Genomic DNA, 16020 nt, shown 5'->3' on the forward strand with positions numbered 1-16020 from the left:
TGCGGGAAGATCCTTCCGGTCGGGGAACCACGGCCCTGCCGTACGCCGTCCCCATCGGCACCGGCATAGTGGGGGCCGCACTCCGGTGCCGAAGTCCAGCCGAGTTCAGACGTGCTCCGTCACGAAGTCCCAGGGGGATCAACGACATGCGACCCATTCGTCCGCTGCTCGCCGCAGCCTCCGTCGCCGCGGCGCTGGCGCTGACGGCCACGGCCTGTGGCCCGAGCGAGGACAACGCGGGCGGTGAGCCGACCGCTTCAGCCGAACGGCCGTCCGACGGGAAGATCACGATCCCGGACGACCTGAAGGACCGGCTCAAGGAGCACGGGATCGACCTGGACAAGTGGAGGAACGGGGAGTGGAAGAACTGGGACAAGGACACCTGGCTGCGTGAGGCCAAGGACTTCGTCAACCCGATCATCGAGGACCTGTGGGACCCGGACCGGATGCGGGACGCGGAGCAGCCCGAACGGCCGGTCGAGGACGGGGACATCGACGGTGACGAGGGCGTCACGGACCCGACGCCCGAGCCGGTCGACGCGACGCCGGTGAAGACCCCGTACCACTCGGGCGTCCCGGAGGCCGGCAAGGTCCTGTTCGACGGCCCCGAGGGCTCGATGGTCTGCTCGGCGACCGTGGTGAAGGACCCGGCGCACCCGGGCAAGTCCAACCTCGTCTGGACGGCGGGCCACTGCGTGCACGCCGGCAAGGACGGCGGGTGGTACCGCAACATCGCCTTCGTCCCCTCGTACAACGACGGCGGCCGGACCGGTGCGGCGCTGGAGAGCGCCACCCGGGAGGACATGGCGCCGTACGGCGTGTGGTGGGGCGACTGGGCGCAGACCTCCGAGCAGTGGATCTCCCAGGGTGCCGCCACCGGCGGCAAGGGCGCTCCGTACGACTTCGCGGTGATCCACGTGACGCCGGAGAAGGGCGGCAACGGCAAGTCGCTGGAGGAGACGGTCGGTTCGGCGCTCCCGGTCGACTTCGACGCCCCGGCGGTGCCGCAGATCGCGAGCATGGAGGCGACCGGTTACCCGGCGGCGCCGCCGTTCGACGGCCAGCAGATGTTCCAGTGCGCGGACAAGCCGGGCCGGCTGTCCCTGGAGGCGGACCAGCCGACGATGTACCGCATCGGCTGCACCATGACGGGCGGTTCCTCCGGTGGTGGCTGGGTCGCCCGGGGCGACGACGGCAAGCCGGCGCTGGTGTCCAACACCTCGATCGGCCCGGTGACGGCGGGGTGGCTGGCCGGTCCGCGCCTGGGTGCCGAGGCGAAGGGCGTGTACGAAGAGGTCAGCAAGAAGTTCGCGGGGCGGTAGCCCCCGGGGCTCGGGGCGGGGCGCCCGGTGCGGACCGGGCGCCCCGCCGGGCCGGGCGGGCGCGACCGGCCCCGCCGGGCCGGCTCCGCGCGCCTCGTGGAGACTCCGTGCAGGTCACCCGGGGTGGCAACGGCCGCCGGGCGCACCGGCATAGAGTGAGGGCGCATGTCCTGACGGGCGGTCCGGGAAGACCGCCCGTTTGTGTGTCAGGTTCATGGCACGCCGTTCCACGCACGCGTTTTCAGGGGGAATCGTCACCATGCGATCCATACGTCCGTTGCTGGCCGTCACCGGCCTGGCGGCGGTGCTCACACTGACGGCCACCGGCTGCGGCCCCACCGAGGACGAGGCAGCCGGCCGGCCAGCCTCCTCCAGCCCCGCCGGATCCGGAGCCGGCGGCGCGGACCTGCCGGCCGACCTCGCCGACAAGCTCAGGGAGCACGGGGTCGACCCGGAGAAGTGGAAGAACGGCGAGTGGAAGAACTGGGACAAGGACACCTGGCTGCGTGAGGCCAAGGACTTCGTCAACCCGGTGATCGAGGGGCTGTGGAAGCCCGAGCGGATGCGGTCCGCCGAGTCGCCGCGGAAGACGATGGCCGCCGGCACCGGCTCGGCCGACCAGGGCGCCACGGATCCGGAGCCCCGGCCCGTCCGGGCGGTGGCGGAGGAGAAGCCGTACCACCGCAACGCCGCCCCGGTGGGCAAGGTCTTCTTCGACTCCCCCGAAGGCTCGATGGTCTGCTCGGCGACCGTGGTGAAGGATCCCGCGAACCCCGGCAGGTCCAACCTCGTCTGGACGGCCGGCCACTGCGTGCACGCCGGCAAGAACGGTGGCTGGTACCGCAACATCGCCTTCGTCCCCGCGTACAACGACCTGGGCAAGTCCCCGGCCGAGCTGGAGAACGCCCGCCCCGAGGAGGTCGCTCCCTACGGCGTCTACTGGGCGGACTGGGTCTCGACCTCCGGCGAGTGGATCTCCCAGGGCGGCCCCACCGGCGGCGAGGGCGCCCCGTACGACTACGCCGTGATGCACGTGAAGCCGGAGAACGGCACCAGGTCCCTGGAGGAGACGGTGGGCGTGGCCCTCGACGTCGACTTCGGCGCCCCCGAGGCGTCGGCCGTCCCCGCCATGGGCGCCTGGGGTTACCCGGCCGCCCCGCCCTACGACGGCGCCCTGATGCACAAGTGCGTCGACCGGCCCGGCCGGCTCACCCTCGCGCCCGGCACGCCGACCATGTGGCGGATCGGCTGCACCATGACCGGCGGGTCCTCCGGTGGCGGCTGGTTCATCCAGAAGCCCGGCAACAAGCTGGCCCTGGTGTCCAACACCTCCATCGGCCCGGTGACCGCCGGCTGGCTGGCCGGCCCGCGCCTCGACCGGGGCGCCGAGCGGATCTACACCACGATGAGCGACAAGTTCGCGGGCCGGTGACCGGCCCGTACGCCCGGTGACAAGCGGAAAGGCCCGCCCCCTCGTGCGGAGGGGGCGGGCCTTCCGGCGTTCACCCGGCCGTCAGTGGGCCGCGGGGACGTACGGCGCCAGGAACGCGGCCAGTTCCTCGTGCACCCGCGCCTTGATCAGCGTGCCCTCCGGCGTGTGCTCCTCGGAGAGCACCTCGCCCTCGGCGTGAGCCCGCGAGACCAGCGCGCCCTGCGTGTACGGCAGCAGCGCCTCGATCTCCACCTGCGGGCGCGGCAGTTCCGCGTCGATCAGCGCGAGCAGCTCCGCGATGCCCGCGCCGGTCCGCGCCGACACCGCGATCGAGTGCCGCTCGATCCGCAGCAGCCGCTGGAGGACGAGCGGGTCGGCGGCGTCCGCCTTGTTGATCACCACGATCTCGGGCACGTCCACCGCGCCCACGTCGCGGATCACCTCGCGCACGGCGGCGAGCTGCTCCTCCGGCGCCGGGTGCGAACCGTCCACCACGTGGAGGATCAGGTCGGAGTCACCGACCTCCTCCATGGTGGAGCGGAACGCCTCGACGAGGTGGTGCGGCAGGTGCCGTACGAACCCGACGGTGTCGGCCAGGGTGTACAGCCGGCCGCTGGGCGTCTCGGCCCGGCGCACGGTCGGGTCGAGGGTGGCGAACAGCGCGTTCTCCACCAGCACGCCCGCGCCCGTCAGACGGTTGAGCAGGGACGACTTGCCGGCGTTGGTGTACCCGGCGATGGCGACCGACGGCACCTTGTTGCGCCGGCGCTCCTGCCGCTTGATGTCACGGCCGGTCTTCATCTCCGCGATCTCACGGCGCATCTTCGCCATCTTCTCGCGGATCCGGCGCCGGTCCGTCTCGATCTTGGTCTCACCGGGGCCACGGGTGGCCATGCCGCCACCGCCGCCGCCACCCATCTGCCGGGACAGCGACTGGCCCCAGCCGCGCAGCCTCGGCAGCATGTACTGCATCTGCGCGAGCGCCACCTGCGCCTTGCCCTCGCGGGACTTGGCGTGCTGGGCGAAGATGTCGAGGATCAGGGCGGTCCGGTCGACCACCTTGACCTTGACGACGTCCTCGAGGTGGATGAGCTGGCCGGGGCTGAGCTCACCGTCGCACACGACGGTGTCCGCCCCGGTCTCGAGCACGATGTCCCGGAGTTCGTTGGCCTTGCCCGAGCCGATGTAGGTGGCCGGGTCCGGCTTGTCGCGGCGCTGGATCACTCCATCGAGCACCAGCGCGCCCGCCGTCTCGGCGAGGGCCGCCAGCTCGGCGAGGCTGTTCTCCGCGTCCTGCACGGTCCCCGAGGTCCAGACACCGACCAGCACCACGCGCTCCAGGCGCAGCTGCCGGTACTCGACCTCGGTGACGTCCTCGAGCTCGGTGGAGAGGCCCGCGACGCGGCGCAGCGCCGCACGCTCGGAGCGGTCGAACTGGTCGCCGTCCCGGTCCCCGTCGATCTCATGGCTCCAGGCGACGTCCTCTTCCATCAGGGCATCGGCCCGAAGGCTCTCGGTGCGGTTCTTGTCCGCGAAGCTCTGCGCGTCCTGGGAAGGGGATGAAGAGGAGGTCATTGGATCCTTACGTCGTGGGTGACTCGGGCGGCCGATGCAGCCCGAGCGGCTCGTCAGTCACAACGCGTGACTCCCCCGGATCATTCCCGGGGCGGGCCCTCGGCATTCCAGGGGCCCGGCAGCGCCGCCGACCCGTCGATGGTCGCACGGCACCACCGGGCCCGTCACCCGGGTTTCCCGGCTGTGGAAACCCGGGCGTCACGCCTGTGGAGAACTCCCGTCAGCGCTTGGCCGCGGGGGCCGGGGCCTTGGTGGAGCCCTTGGCCGGTGCCTTGCTGCGCCAGTCCGGGTGGCCCGGCATCCTCGGGGTGTGCTCGCCGTACAGCCAGCCCTTCAGGAAGGCCGACATGTCCCGCCCCGCCTCCTGCGAGGCGAGCCGGACGAAGTCCGCGGTGCTCGCCGTGACGTGCGCGTTCTCCGTCACCCAGCGGCGCTCCAGCCGCTCGAAGGCGCGTCCGCCGATCTCCTGGCGCAGCGCGTACAGGACCAGGGCGCTGCCGTCGTAGACGACGGGGCGGAAGAGGCTGATCTTCTGGCCGGCGGCAGGGGGGCGGGGGGCGGCCGGCGGTCCGCCCGCCGCGCGCCAGCGGTCGGAGTCGACGTAGGCCTGGCGCATGCGCCGCTCCAGGGGCTGTCCGGCGGTCTCCTCGGCGTACAGCGCCTCGTACCAGGTGGCGTGTCCCTCGTTGAGCCACAGGTCGGCCCACCGGTGCGGGGAGACGCTGTTGCCGAACCAGTGGTGGGCCAGTTCGTGCACCATGATCGACTCGATGTACCAGGACGGCAGCGCGCCCCGGGTGAACAGCGAGCGCTCGAAGAGGGACAGCGTCTGGGTCTCCAGCTCGAAGCCGGTGTCGGCGTCGGCGACGAGGACCCCGTACGTCTCGAAGGGGTAGCGGCCGACCTTCTCCTCCATCCACTCCAGGTGGGCGGGGGTGCGCTTGAGCCAGGTCTCCATCCGCTCGGCGTCGGCGGACGGCACCACGTCGCGCACGGGCAGGCCGTGGGGTCCGGTGCGACGCACGACGGTGGAGCGGCCGATGGACACCTGGGCCAGCTCGGTGGCCATGGGGTGGGTCCCGCGGTAGAGCCAGGTGCGGAGGCCGCCGGCGAGCGACCGGGCGACGGGCCGCCCGTTGGCCACCACGGTCAGGTCCTCGGGCGCGGTGACGCGGAACGTGAAGTACGCCTTGTCGGAGGGGTGGTCGTTGCCGGGGAAGACCCGGTGGGCGGCGTCGGCCTGGTTGGCCATCGCCAGCCCGTCGGCGGTCCGCACCCAGCCCCCGGCGTCCTTGGGGCCGGCGGGGTCGCTGGTGTGGGCGACGGCGATGTGCATCCGCTCGCCGGCCGCGACCGGTCGTGACGGCTCGATGACCAGGTCCTCGCCGGTCAGCGTGAAGGCGGCGGGCCGGCCGTCGACCTCGACCGAGCGGACGGTGCCGTGGGTGAAGTCCAGGTTGACCCGTTCGAGCCGGTCGGTGGCCCGGGCGTCGATCTTGGTGAGGGCGTCCAGCGGCTTGCTGTTGTCGCCCCCGTAGGTGAGGGCGATGTCGTACGTGAGGACGTCGTAGCCGGGGTTGCCGAGCCGGGGGAAGAGCGGGTCGCCGATGCCCAGCGGCTGGGGGGCGGGCAGCGTCGCGCCGATCAGGCCGGCCGAGGCCGCCGCCACCAGGGCCACCCGGAGGCGTCTGGACGTGCGGGCCGTGCGGGGTGCACGCGATGTGAGGGACATGGAGCAACCGCTACCAGCGCGCCGCGCCGGGAACGCGACGGCGCGCGCCCCGCGCACCCGAACGGGCTCGGGGGTGGAGCAGGGGGCCGTGACCGCGGGCTCAGCCGGCGGCCGGCGCCGGCTGCTGGGCGCGGCTGACGTCGTACACCCCGGGGACGTCGCGCATGGCCCGCATGAGGGCGGGAAGCTCGGCCGCGTCGTCGAGCTGGAGCGTGTACGTGTGGCGGACGCGCTGCTCGCTGGGGGGTTCCACGGTGGCCGAGACGATCGCCGCGCCCGCCGTGGCGATGGCCTCGGTGAGGTCGGCGAGCAGCCGGGGCCGCCCGAACGACTCGGCGACCAGGGTGACCCGGCACTCCGCGGTCTCCCCCCACCGCACGTCGACCGGCACCCGCCCGGCCGCCTCCATCCGCCGTACGGCCGGACAGCCGGCGCGGTGGACCGTGACGTTCCCGCCGCGCACGGGGAAGCCGGTGACCGCGTCGTGCGGTACGGGGGTGCAGCAGCCGGCCAGCCGCACGGTGGCGTCCGGCAGGTCGGCCACCACGGCGTTCGCGGCGGCGTCCCGGGGGGCCGGGGTCTCGGCGCTCACGGCGGCGGACGGCGGGCGGGGGGCGGCCGCGGGGACCTTCACGCCCCCGGGGTGGGCGGCCAGCCAGCCGGTGATGGCGATCCGGGCGGCCGGGGTGCGGGCGTGCTCCAGCCAGTCCGGGGAGGGCCCGGTGCCGTCGTCCACGCCGACGGGGACGGGGCCGGCGGGGCACGCGGGGTCCCCGGGGCCGGCGGGGCTCCCGGGTCCCTCGGCGCTCCCGGGGGCCACGGCCGGACCGGCCGCCCCGCTCCCGCCGCCGGAGCCCCCCGCCGGCGCGTTCTCCGGCGCCGAGTCGTCCCGGGCGAGCAGGGGCTGCACCGTGTCCCCGTCGTTGAGGACCGTGCCCAGTGCCGCCAGGCGGCCGTTGACGCGGGCGCCGACACAGGTGTGGGCGGCCTCGCCGTACTGCGCGTACGCGGCGTCCACGCAGGTCGCGCCGGCCGGCAGCGCGAGGGTGCCGCCGTCCGGCCGGAAGACGGTGATCTCGCCGTCCTGGGCCAGGTCGTCGCGGAGCGAGGTCCAGAAGGTGTCGGGGTCGGGGGTGGCCCGCTGCCAGGCGAGCAGCCGGGAGAGCCAGCCGGGCCGGGTCGGGTCGGTGCGCTCACCGTCCTCGCCCGCCGGCTCGGCGCCCTCGGCCGGTGCCGCGTAGGGGTTGCCGAGGGCGACGACGCCTGCTTCGGCGACCTTGTGCATCTGGTGCGTACGGATGAGGACTTCGGCGACGGCCCCGTCGGGCGCGGCGACGGCGGTGTGGAGCGACTGGTACAGGTTGAACTTGGGGGCGGCGATGAAGTCCTTGAACTCGGAGATCACCGGGGTGAAGCAGGTGTGCAGCTCGCCCAGCACCCCGTAGCAGTCGGCGTCGTCGCCGACCAGCACGAGCAGCCGGCCGAAGTCGGTGCCGCGCAGTTCGCCGCGCTTGAGCCGGACGCGGTGCACGGACACGAAGTGGCGGGGCCGCACGAGCACGTCGGCCGGGATGCGGGCGTCCCGGAGCACCGCCCTGACGTCGTCGGCGATGGCGGCCAGCGCGTCCCCGGCGGTGGCGTTGCCGGCGATCAGCGCGCGGGTGTTCTCGTACTCGGCGGGGTGGAGGATGGCGAAGACCAGGTCCTCGAGCTCGGTCTTCAGGGCCTGGACGCCGAGCCGTTCGGCCAGCGGGATGAGGACGTCGCGGGTCACCTTGGCGATGCGGACCTGTTTCTCGTGGCGCATCACGCCGAGGGTGCGCATGTTGTGCAGCCGGTCGGCGAGCTTGATGGACATGACGCGTACGTCGTTGCCGGTGGCGACGAGCATCTTGCGGAAGGTCTCGGGCTCGGCGGCGGCCCCGTAGTCGACCTTCTCCAGTTTGGTGACGCCGTCGACGAGGTAGCAGACCTCCTCGCCGAACTCCTCCCTCACCTGATCGAGGGTCACGTCGGTGTCCTCGACGGTGTCGTGGAGGAGCGAGGCGGTCAAGGTGGTGGTCTCCGCGCCGAGTTCGGCGAGGATGAGGGTGACGGCGAGCGGGTGGGTGATGTACGGCTCGCCGCTCTTGCGGAACTGGCCCCGGTGCGAGGACTCGGCCAGGACCCAGGCCCGGTGCAGGACGGCGAGGTCCGCGTCCGGGTGGTGGGCGCGGTGCGCGTCGGCGACGTGGCCGATCGCGTCGGGCAGCCGGTCGCGGGTGCCGGGACCGAGCAGTGCGGCGCGGCCGAGCCTCCGGAGGTCGATCCTCGGGCGGCCGCGCCGGCGGCCGGGCGTGGGGTTCGTGGCCTCGGCACTCAGATTGGTGGCCTCTGCGCTCATGGGCACCTCCGACGGCATCGACCGGCGGTGGGGCGGGCAAGGCGTGCCCGCCGGGCCGGTGCTTGATGCTACCGAGCCCACCACGTAGCGCTGACCCGCTCTCGCTCAGCGTGAACCGGATCACCCATTCGAGCGAAGGTGACCCGGACGCCGTTCGGCGCTCAGGCGCGAGGGGAGGACAGCCAGGCCGGGTCGACGTGACCCTCGGCCACGATGACGGCGGGCCCGGTCATCTCGATCTCCCCGTCGGGGTGCTCGGTGATGACGAGCGTGCCGCCGAGGACGTCGACGGTGTACGTGACCGGCGTGCCCGTCCGGGCCGGGTCGGCACCGTCGCGGCGGGCGGTGGCGACGGCGACGGCGCACGCGCCGGTGCCGCACGAGCGGGTCTCGGCGGCGCCGCGCTCATGGACGCGCATGGCCACGTGGCGGGGGCCCCGGTCCACGACGAACTCGATGTTGACACCGTCCGGGTACACGGCGGCGGGCTCGTACGGGGGCTCCGTCCGCAGCTCACCGGCGTGGTCGAGGTCCTCGACGAAGGCCACCGCGTGCGGGTTGCCCATGTTCACGTTCCGCGCGGGCCAGCGGCGGTCGCCGACGGTGACGGTGACGCCGTCCTCGGGGAGCCGTGCGCGGCCCATCGAGACGGTGACGTCGCCGTTCTTGGCGAGGTGGACGCGCTTGACGCCGCCGCGGGTGGCGACCGCCACGTCCCCGGCGGCGACGTGCCCCGCGTGCTGGAGGTAGCGGGCGAAGACCCGGACGCCGTTGCCGCACATCTCGGCGACCGATCCGTCGGCGTTGCGGTAGTCCATGAACCACTCGGCCTCGTCCGCCATGCCCCGGGCCTCGGGGTGGGCGGCGGACCGGACGGCGTGCAGCACCCCGTCGCCGCCGATCCCGGCCCGGCGGTCGCAGAGGCGGGCCACGAGGGCGGGGGGCAGGTCGATGGCGTTCTCCGGGTCCGGCAGGATCACGAAGTCGTTCTCGGTGCCGTGCCCCTTGAGGAAGGCGATGGGCGCGCTGGTCACGGATTCGGTGGTCACCCGATCAATCGTACGGGTGCCCGCCCCGCCCCGCCCCGCCCCGGTCCGGCCACCCGGCCACCCGTCCGCCTGTCCGTCCGTCACGGCCCGGGGGCCGCGCGGGGTCAGCGGAGGCGGGCGACCCGCCAGACGGCCAGGACGACGGGGACGGCGACGCCGACCGTGTACAGGGCGATCACGCGCCAGTCGGGGCGCTCGCCGGAGCCGCGCGCGGGCAGGCCCGGCCAGGTGTAGCCGACGCGGCGGGCGGCCATCATGCCCCAGCCGGCGGCGCAGCCGCACAGCAGCAGGCCCAGCATCGCGAGGACCGCGCCGCCGTCGCCCGAGCCGAAGGCGAGGGGGAAGCCGAACATCAGCGAGCCGATCACGCCGAGGCCGACGATCGGCGCGAGCTGCCAGATGCGCAGCTTGCGCTGCGGGCGCAGTTCGACCTCGACCTCGTCGATGGGGATGTCCGGGGTCCCGTCCTCATTGAGGTCGGGACCGTCCGGGCTCAGGCCCGGTGCGTCACTGGCCACCTGGGTGTCGTCCGGTACTTCCTGGTGTTCTCTGTCGCGAGGGCCGGCCTCCATCGCCACGCGCCCTCCCAACTCGGGTTCCACTGGTCGATCGATGCTCGATGATGGCACGCCGCCGGCCGCCGGAATGACGGGCAGGGCGTCCCGATGCCATCACGTGATCAGGCTGTAACCGCTCGTTCGACCAACGCCAGCGCCAGCCGCGGAAGTTCCGCGCGCTGGTCGGCGGCCCCGCTCAGCCAGTGGACGCGCGGGTCGCGGCGGAACCAGGAGTCCTGGCGGCGCGCGAAGCGCTTGGTGGCGCGTACGGTCTCGGCGCGCGCCTCCTCCTCGCTGCACTCGCCCGCGAGCGCTGCCAGCACCTGCTGGTAGCCGAGCGCGCGGGACGCGGTGCGGCCCTCACGCAGCCCCCGGGCCTCCAGGACGCGGACCTCCTCGACGAGGCCCGCCTCCCACATCCGGTCCACGCGCGTGGTGATCCGTTCGTCCAGTTCGGGGCGTGCGACGTCGACGCCGATCTGGATGGTGTCGTACACCGAGTCGTGGCCGGGCAGGTTGGCCGTGAAGGGCCGGCCGGTGATCTCGATGACCTCCAGGGCCCGCACGATCCGCCGGCCGTTGCCGGGCAGGATGGCGCGGGCGGCCTCGGGGTCGGCGGCGGCGAGCCGGGCGTGCAGGACGCCGGAGCCGCTCTCGTCGAGCTCGGCCTCCAGACGGGCCCGGACGGCCGGGTCGGTGCCGGGGAACTCCAGGGCGTCGATGGCGCCGCGTACGTACAGCCCCGAACCGCCGACGAGGACGGGCGTGCGGCCCTCGGCGAGCAGCCGGTCGATCTCCGCGCGGGCCAGCCGCTGGTACTCGGCGACGCTGGCCGCCTCGGTGACGTCCCAGACGTCGAGGAGGTGGTGCGGGACGCCGCCGCGCTCTTCGGGCGTCAGCTTGGCGGTACCGATGTCCATCCCACGGTAGAGCTGCATGGAGTCGGCGTTGACGACTTCGCCGCCCAGCCGCTGGGCGAGGTGGACGCCCAGATCGGACTTTCCGGCCGCGGTGGGGCCGACGACGGCGATGACCCGCGGGGCGGGAGCTGTACTTCTCACCGTCACAGTCTCGCAAACCCCGGGAGGGGTCCTCGAACGAGTTACGTGACGGCACGAGAGCGGGGTCGTTGCCTGTTGCGAGGTTCCGACCGCCGGTTTACGGACCGGCGCCACCGGGCGACGCAATGGGGCGCTCCGGATGGCGCGGAATTTCGCCCGCACGAGTACGCTATGGAGTGGATATGGGCGTTTTTGCACGGTTTCGTCGGCGTAAGGAGACGGAAACCGCCGAGGCCTCGTCCCAGGAGACCGCGGCGGTGACGCAGGCCGAGGTGTCGTCGGACGGGACGGCGGATCCCGACGAGCAGGCCGAGGGAGCGCCCGCCACGGCGGAGGCGGACCACCAGGAGGAGGCCGCGGCCGCCGAGGGCGTGGAGATCCCCAAGCAGCAGTCGGCCGAAGAGGCGGCGGACAACGAGGCCGGTGAGAGCGCCCGTAAGTAGCATCGCTTGACGACGGTTACTCCGAGGGAAGGTGCCCCATGGGCTTCCTGGATTCATTGAAGGCCAAGCTCGGTCCTGCCAAGGAGAAGGTTTCCGACCTCGCGCAGCAGCACGAGAGCAAGATCGACCACGGGCTGGAAAAGGCCGCCAGGATGGTCGACCAGAAGACCAAGGGCAAGTACAGCGACAAGATCCAGTCGGGTACGGGAAAGGCCAGGAACGCCGTGGGCCGGATCGCCCACAAGGACGGCGGCGGCGGTACGCAGCCGACGCCGCCGGCCCCGCCGGCCCCCTGACCTCGTTCACGCGCCTCGGCGCGACGGACGGCCGCGCAGCACGGTGCCGTGCTGCGCGGCCGTCCGTCGTGTGCGCGGCCGGGTGCCGGAACGTCGGCTCGGCGGCGCGGCGGCTGAGCGGTTGGGCGGCAGCGCGACGGTAGGGCGGCTGAGCGGGGCTGGAGGGCGGTGCGGCGGTCGGGCGGTCGGGCGGTCAGGCGGACAGGCTGTCAGGACCAGGCCGCGACGAAGTATCCGACGCCGTAGGGCGCCTCCTCGTGGAGCAGGCGGCCCTCCAGACCGGCTCCCTCGGCGGCGCCCGCGAGGACCTGCCAGGGAGCGCGACCGGCCACCTTCAGTTCGTACGCGAGGTGCTCGTCCAGCTCGGCCAGGGCACGGGTGTCCGCCGAGCCCAGCGCCCGGGCGGCCCGCTCGTCGAACGGAGCGGCACGCTCGTCGAGGTACCCCGGCGCCTTGAGATCGCGGCACGCGCTGCCGTCCCCCAGCACCAGCAGGGCGAGGCGCCCCTCCCCTGCGGCCAGCTCGCGGCCGGCCTCGGCGCACCGGGCGGGCGCGAGCCGCTCGGCCACGGCGAGGCCCTCGACGGGGGCGTCGGCCCAGCGAACGCGCTCCAGCAGCCAGGCGCCCACGGTCAGCGGCACGGGCAGCAGCCGATCACCGGCCCCGTCCCGCTCCACTCGCCCCTCCCCCGCCGCGCTCCCGCTCCCGCTCCCGAGCCGTACGCGGACGTCGACGCCGAAGCCCCGGAAGTCCCCCGCCGACCCGGCCGGGTACCGCTCCAGGCCCTCGGCCGCCCCCGGACCGACCACGACGAGCCGGTCCGGGCGGGAGGCCGCGAGCACCGCGAGGGCGTCGGAGCAAGCCGTGCGCGCGCCGTCCAGCTCGGGCGCGGCACCGGCGGCCACGTCGGGGACGAGGAGCGGCGGGCAGGGGCACACGGCGGCGGCGACAAGCATGATCCGCAGCGTACTAGCCGTGCGAGCGGCGCTCCCCGAGGCGCCCGGCCGTGACCGCGACGCGCCCGCGCCGGGCCCCGCCGTGCCCGCGCCTCGGGTCAGCCGACGGCGCAGCCGCCCGTGACCGGCGGCAGGGGGGCCGGGGCACCGATCTGCGGCAGGCCGAGCATGACGCCCGCGGGCTTGGCGGCCGCGGCGGCGTTGCGCTTCTCCCAGGCGTCGCCCGCGCGGGTGCGGCGCACGTCCTGGGTGGGGCCCTCGGCGAGGAGGTGGTGCGGGGCGGCGTAGGTGATCTCGACGGTCACCACGTCACCCGGGCGCACGTCCTGCTCCGGCTTGGTGAAGTGGACCAGGCGGTTGTCGGGGGCGCGGCCGGAGAGACGGTGGGTGGCGCCGTCCTTGCGGCCCTCGCCCTCGGCGACCATGACCTCCAGGGTGCGGCCGACCTGCTTCTTGTTCTCCTCCCAGGAGATCTCCTCCTGGAGGGCGACCAGGCGCATGTAGCGGTCCTGCACGACCTCCTTGGGGATCTGCCCGTCCATGGTGGCCGCCGGGGTGCCGGGGCGCTTGGAGTACTGGAAGGTGAAGGCCTGCGCGAACCGCGCCTCGCGCACCACGTGCAGGGTCTGCTCGAAGTCCTCCTCCGTCTCGCCGGGGAACCCGACGATGATGTCGGTGGAGATGGCGGCGTGCGGAATGGCCTCCCGCACCTTGCCGATGATCCCGAGGAAGCGGTCCTGGCGGTACGAGCGGCGCATCGCCTTCAGGACGGTGTCCGAGCCGGACTGGAGCGGCATGTGGAGCTGCGGCATCACGTTGGGCGTCTCGGCCATCGCGGCGATCACGTCGTCGGTGAAGTCGCGCGGGTGCGGGGAGGTGAAGCGGACGCGCTCCAGGCCCTCGATCTTCCCGCAGGCGCGCAGCAGCTTGCTGAAGGCCTCGCGGTCGCCGATGTCGGAGCCGTACGCGTTGACGTTCTGGCCGAGCAGGGTGATCTCGGAGACGCCCTCGGAGACCAGCGCCTCGATCTCGGCGAGGATGTCGCCGGGACGGCGGTCCTTCTCCTTGCCGCGCAGCGCCGGGACGATGCAGAAGGTGCAGGTGTTGTTGCAGCCGACGGAGATGGAGACCCACGCGGCGTAGGCGGACTCGCGCCGGGTCGGCAGCGTGGAGGGGAACGCCTCCAGCGACTCGGCGATCTCGACCTGGGCCTCCTCCTGGACGCGGGCGCGCTCCAGGAGCACCGGCAACTTGCCGATGTTGTGCGTACCGAAGACGACGTCGACCCAGGGCGCCCGCTCGACGATGGTGTCGCGGTCCTTCTGGGCGAGGCAGCCGCCCACGGCGATCTGCATGCCGGGCCGCCTGGTCTTCATGGGGGCGAGCCGGCCGAGGTTGCCGTAGAGCTTGTTGTCGGCGTTCTCGCGGACCGCGCAGGTGTTGAAGACCACGACGTCGGCGTCGCCGTCCGAGCCCTCGGGAGCGCGGACGTAACCGGCGTCCTCCAGCAGGCCGGAGAGGCGCTCGGAGTCGTGAACGTTCATCTGGCACCCGTAGGTGCGAACCTCGTACGTCTTCAAACCGTCCACTACTCCGCCAGCCACGTCGTTACCGCTCACCCGTCAAGGGTAAGGGGTCCCGTCGGCCCACCCTCCTGCGTCCGGGCAGCCAGGCCGTCGAGCGGGACGGACGCCGCTCCTCCCGAGCGGTCCGCCCCGCTGCCGCGTGCGGTCAGGAACGGGCGCGGAGGGTCGCGAGCAGGGGCGCCGACGGCTGGACCAGCAGGGCGGCCCTGGCCGTCACCTCCTCACCGGGGAGGTCCAGGCGGAAGCGCTGCGCGAGCGCGGCGAGCACCAGGACGGCCTCGACCTGCGCGAACCGGGCGCCCAGACAGGTGCGCTGCCCTCCGCCGAACGGGAACCAGGCGTGGTCGGGTACGGCCTCCGGGGCGGCGTCGTCCCAGCGTTCGGGGCGGAACTCGGTGGGGCCGGGGAACCAGCGCGGATCGCGGTGGGTGGTCCAGGGGCTGCACCAGACGATGGTCCGGGGCGGGACGGGCGTACCACCGAGGGTGGCGCCGTCCCGGGCCACGCCGGCGAGGAGCCAGGCGGGCGGGTAGAGCCGCAGCGACTCCTTGACGATCCGCCGCGTCCAGGTGAGCCGGTCGACGTCCTCGACGGTGGGCGGGCGTCCGGCCAGGACACGGTCGAGTTCGTCGTCGAGGCGCTCCCGGGCCGACGGGGACCCCGACAGCAGGTACCAGGTCCAGGTCAGGGCGGTCGACGTCGTCTCGTGCCCGGCCGCCCACAGCGTGACCGCCTCGTCGCGCACCTCCCGGGACGACAGGGGCCGGCCCTCCTCGTCCCGGGCCGCGAGGAGGCGGCTCAGCAGATCGTCCCGGCCCGCGCCGTCCCCGCCGCCCGCGCCGTCCCGGCCCAGGTCGTCCCGGCCCTCGCCGTGCCCCCCGCCGGTGGGGCCACCGGCCTCCGGCGCGTCCCGCAGCCGGGCGCGGATGAGCCGGTGCACCTCGGCGTCGATCATGGCCACGGCCGCCCGCAGCCGCCGCCGCGCCGGGGTGGTGACCCAGCCGGGCAGGAAGAGGCCCATGCTCCGCACCTCCCCGCCGATCACCTCCTCGGCCACCCGCATCGCCTCGGCCAGCGCCCGCGTCCGGTCGCCGAGGTCGTTGCCGAACAGGCAGCGCAGCACGATCCGCTGGGTGATGAGCGCCATCTCGCGCCGTACGTCGATCCGCTCGCCGTCCCGCCACCCGTCGGCGGCCGACCCGGCGCAGTCGACCATGGTGGCGGCGTACGTCCTGACCTGACGGGGCCGGACGACCGGCTGGACCAGCGAGCGCTTGCGGCGCCAGTCGTCGCCCCGGCTCATGATCACGCTCCGGCCGACGACCTGCTGGAACGCCCAGCCGATGTCGAGGATGTCGTACGCGTGGTCACGGGCGGCCAGCATCTCGCCGATGTGCTCGGGATGGGACAGGAACAGGCCGGGCCGGGGCCCCAGCGACCAGCGCACGGCGTCCCCGAACTCGTCGCGCAGCCGGGTCAGGAACGCCAGGGGATCCTTGCCGAACTCGGGCACGTTGCCCAGCACGGGCAGGCCGCGGGGTCCGGGGACGGGATTCAGGGGGACGCTGCACGTGGTCACGGATGCTCTCCAGCGGTCGAACCCGCGCGGGCGCGCGAGCGGCGGTACG

At 73.7% G+C, this 16020-nt stretch carries 13 protein-coding genes; 4 read left to right on the forward strand and 9 right to left on the reverse strand.

Annotated features, from left to right (window positions below):
• Positions 1 to 146 precede the first annotated feature (146 nt).
• Together ACZ7LK_RS28535 and ACZ7LK_RS28540 are read left to right on the forward strand one after the other, a co-directional pair.
• Positions 147 to 1322, forward strand: coding sequence for a trypsin-like serine peptidase (locus ACZ7LK_RS28535; RefSeq protein WP_392276960.1), 1176 nt, complete (start codon positions 147 to 149; stop codon positions 1320 to 1322).
• A 259-nt stretch (positions 1323 to 1581) separates the two neighbouring features.
• Positions 1582 to 2754, forward strand: coding sequence for a trypsin-like serine peptidase (locus tag ACZ7LK_RS28540; protein ID WP_392276961.1), 1173 nt, complete (start codon positions 1582 to 1584; stop codon positions 2752 to 2754).
• Positions 2755 to 2835: 81 nt separating this feature from the next.
• Here the strand turns inward: ACZ7LK_RS28540 and hflX are convergent, their stop codons facing one another.
• The 6 genes from hflX to miaA form a co-directional block, all read right to left on the reverse strand.
• Positions 2836 to 4329, reverse strand: coding sequence for a GTPase HflX (gene hflX / locus ACZ7LK_RS28545; protein WP_392276962.1), 1494 nt, complete (start codon positions 4327 to 4329; stop codon positions 2836 to 2838).
• A gap of 220 nt (positions 4330 to 4549) precedes the next feature.
• Positions 4550 to 6061 carry a M1 family metallopeptidase gene (locus ACZ7LK_RS28550; RefSeq protein WP_471144069.1) on the reverse strand — a complete coding sequence of 504 codons (1512 nt, stop codon included), beginning with the start codon at positions 6059 to 6061 and terminating at the stop codon, positions 4550 to 4552.
• 100 nt (positions 6062 to 6161) lie between these two features.
• Positions 6162 to 8423: a RelA/SpoT family protein gene (locus ACZ7LK_RS28555; protein WP_471144097.1), complete on the reverse strand. Its 2262-nt coding sequence runs from the start codon at positions 8421 to 8423 to the stop codon at positions 6162 to 6164.
• Positions 8424 to 8605: 182 nt separating this feature from the next.
• Positions 8606 to 9478 (reverse strand): diaminopimelate epimerase, encoded by an 873-nt coding sequence (dapF, locus tag ACZ7LK_RS28560; RefSeq protein ID WP_392277003.1) that lies wholly within the window; start codon positions 9476 to 9478, stop codon positions 8606 to 8608.
• Between the two features lie 119 nt (positions 9479 to 9597).
• Complete coding sequence (locus ACZ7LK_RS28565; protein WP_471144099.1) at positions 9598 to 10065, reverse strand: hypothetical protein; 468 nt, start codon at positions 10063 to 10065, stop codon at positions 9598 to 9600.
• Positions 10066 to 10172: 107 nt separating this feature from the next.
• Complete coding sequence (gene miaA, locus ACZ7LK_RS28570) at positions 10173 to 11111, reverse strand: tRNA (adenosine(37)-N6)-dimethylallyltransferase MiaA (protein WP_392276964.1); 939 nt, start codon at positions 11109 to 11111, stop codon at positions 10173 to 10175.
• Between the two features lie 257 nt (positions 11112 to 11368).
• Between miaA and ACZ7LK_RS28575 the strand changes: the two genes are divergently transcribed.
• Positions 11369 to 11554: a gliding motility protein gene (locus ACZ7LK_RS28575; RefSeq protein ID WP_392276965.1), complete on the forward strand. Its 186-nt coding sequence runs from the start codon at positions 11369 to 11371 to the stop codon at positions 11552 to 11554.
• Positions 11555 to 11592: 38 nt separating this feature from the next.
• Positions 11593 to 11850 (forward strand): antitoxin, encoded by a 258-nt coding sequence (locus tag ACZ7LK_RS28580; RefSeq protein ID WP_392276966.1) that lies wholly within the window; start codon positions 11593 to 11595, stop codon positions 11848 to 11850.
• Between the two features lie 209 nt (positions 11851 to 12059).
• Here ACZ7LK_RS28580 and ACZ7LK_RS28585 read toward each other — a convergent pair whose 3' ends face one another.
• The 3 genes from ACZ7LK_RS28585 to ACZ7LK_RS28595 all read right to left on the reverse strand — a co-directional run bounded on the left by ACZ7LK_RS28585 (position 12060) and on the right by ACZ7LK_RS28595 (position 15971).
• A complete protein-coding gene (locus tag ACZ7LK_RS28585; protein ID WP_471144072.1) occupies positions 12060 to 12806 on the reverse strand; it encodes a class III extradiol dioxygenase subunit B-like domain-containing protein in 747 nt (248 codons plus the stop codon).
• A 98-nt stretch (positions 12807 to 12904) separates the two neighbouring features.
• On the reverse strand, positions 12905 to 14395 hold the full coding sequence (gene miaB, locus ACZ7LK_RS28590) for a tRNA (N6-isopentenyl adenosine(37)-C2)-methylthiotransferase MiaB (protein WP_392277005.1): 1491 nt from the start codon (positions 14393 to 14395) through the stop codon (positions 12905 to 12907).
• 142 nt (positions 14396 to 14537) lie between these two features.
• Positions 14538 to 15971: a cytochrome P450 gene (locus tag ACZ7LK_RS28595; protein ID WP_471144074.1), complete on the reverse strand. Its 1434-nt coding sequence runs from the start codon at positions 15969 to 15971 to the stop codon at positions 14538 to 14540.
• Positions 15972 to 16020: the final 49 nt, after the last annotated feature.

The sequence above is a fragment of the Streptomyces sp. NPDC039423 genome (genome assembly GCF_055598725.1).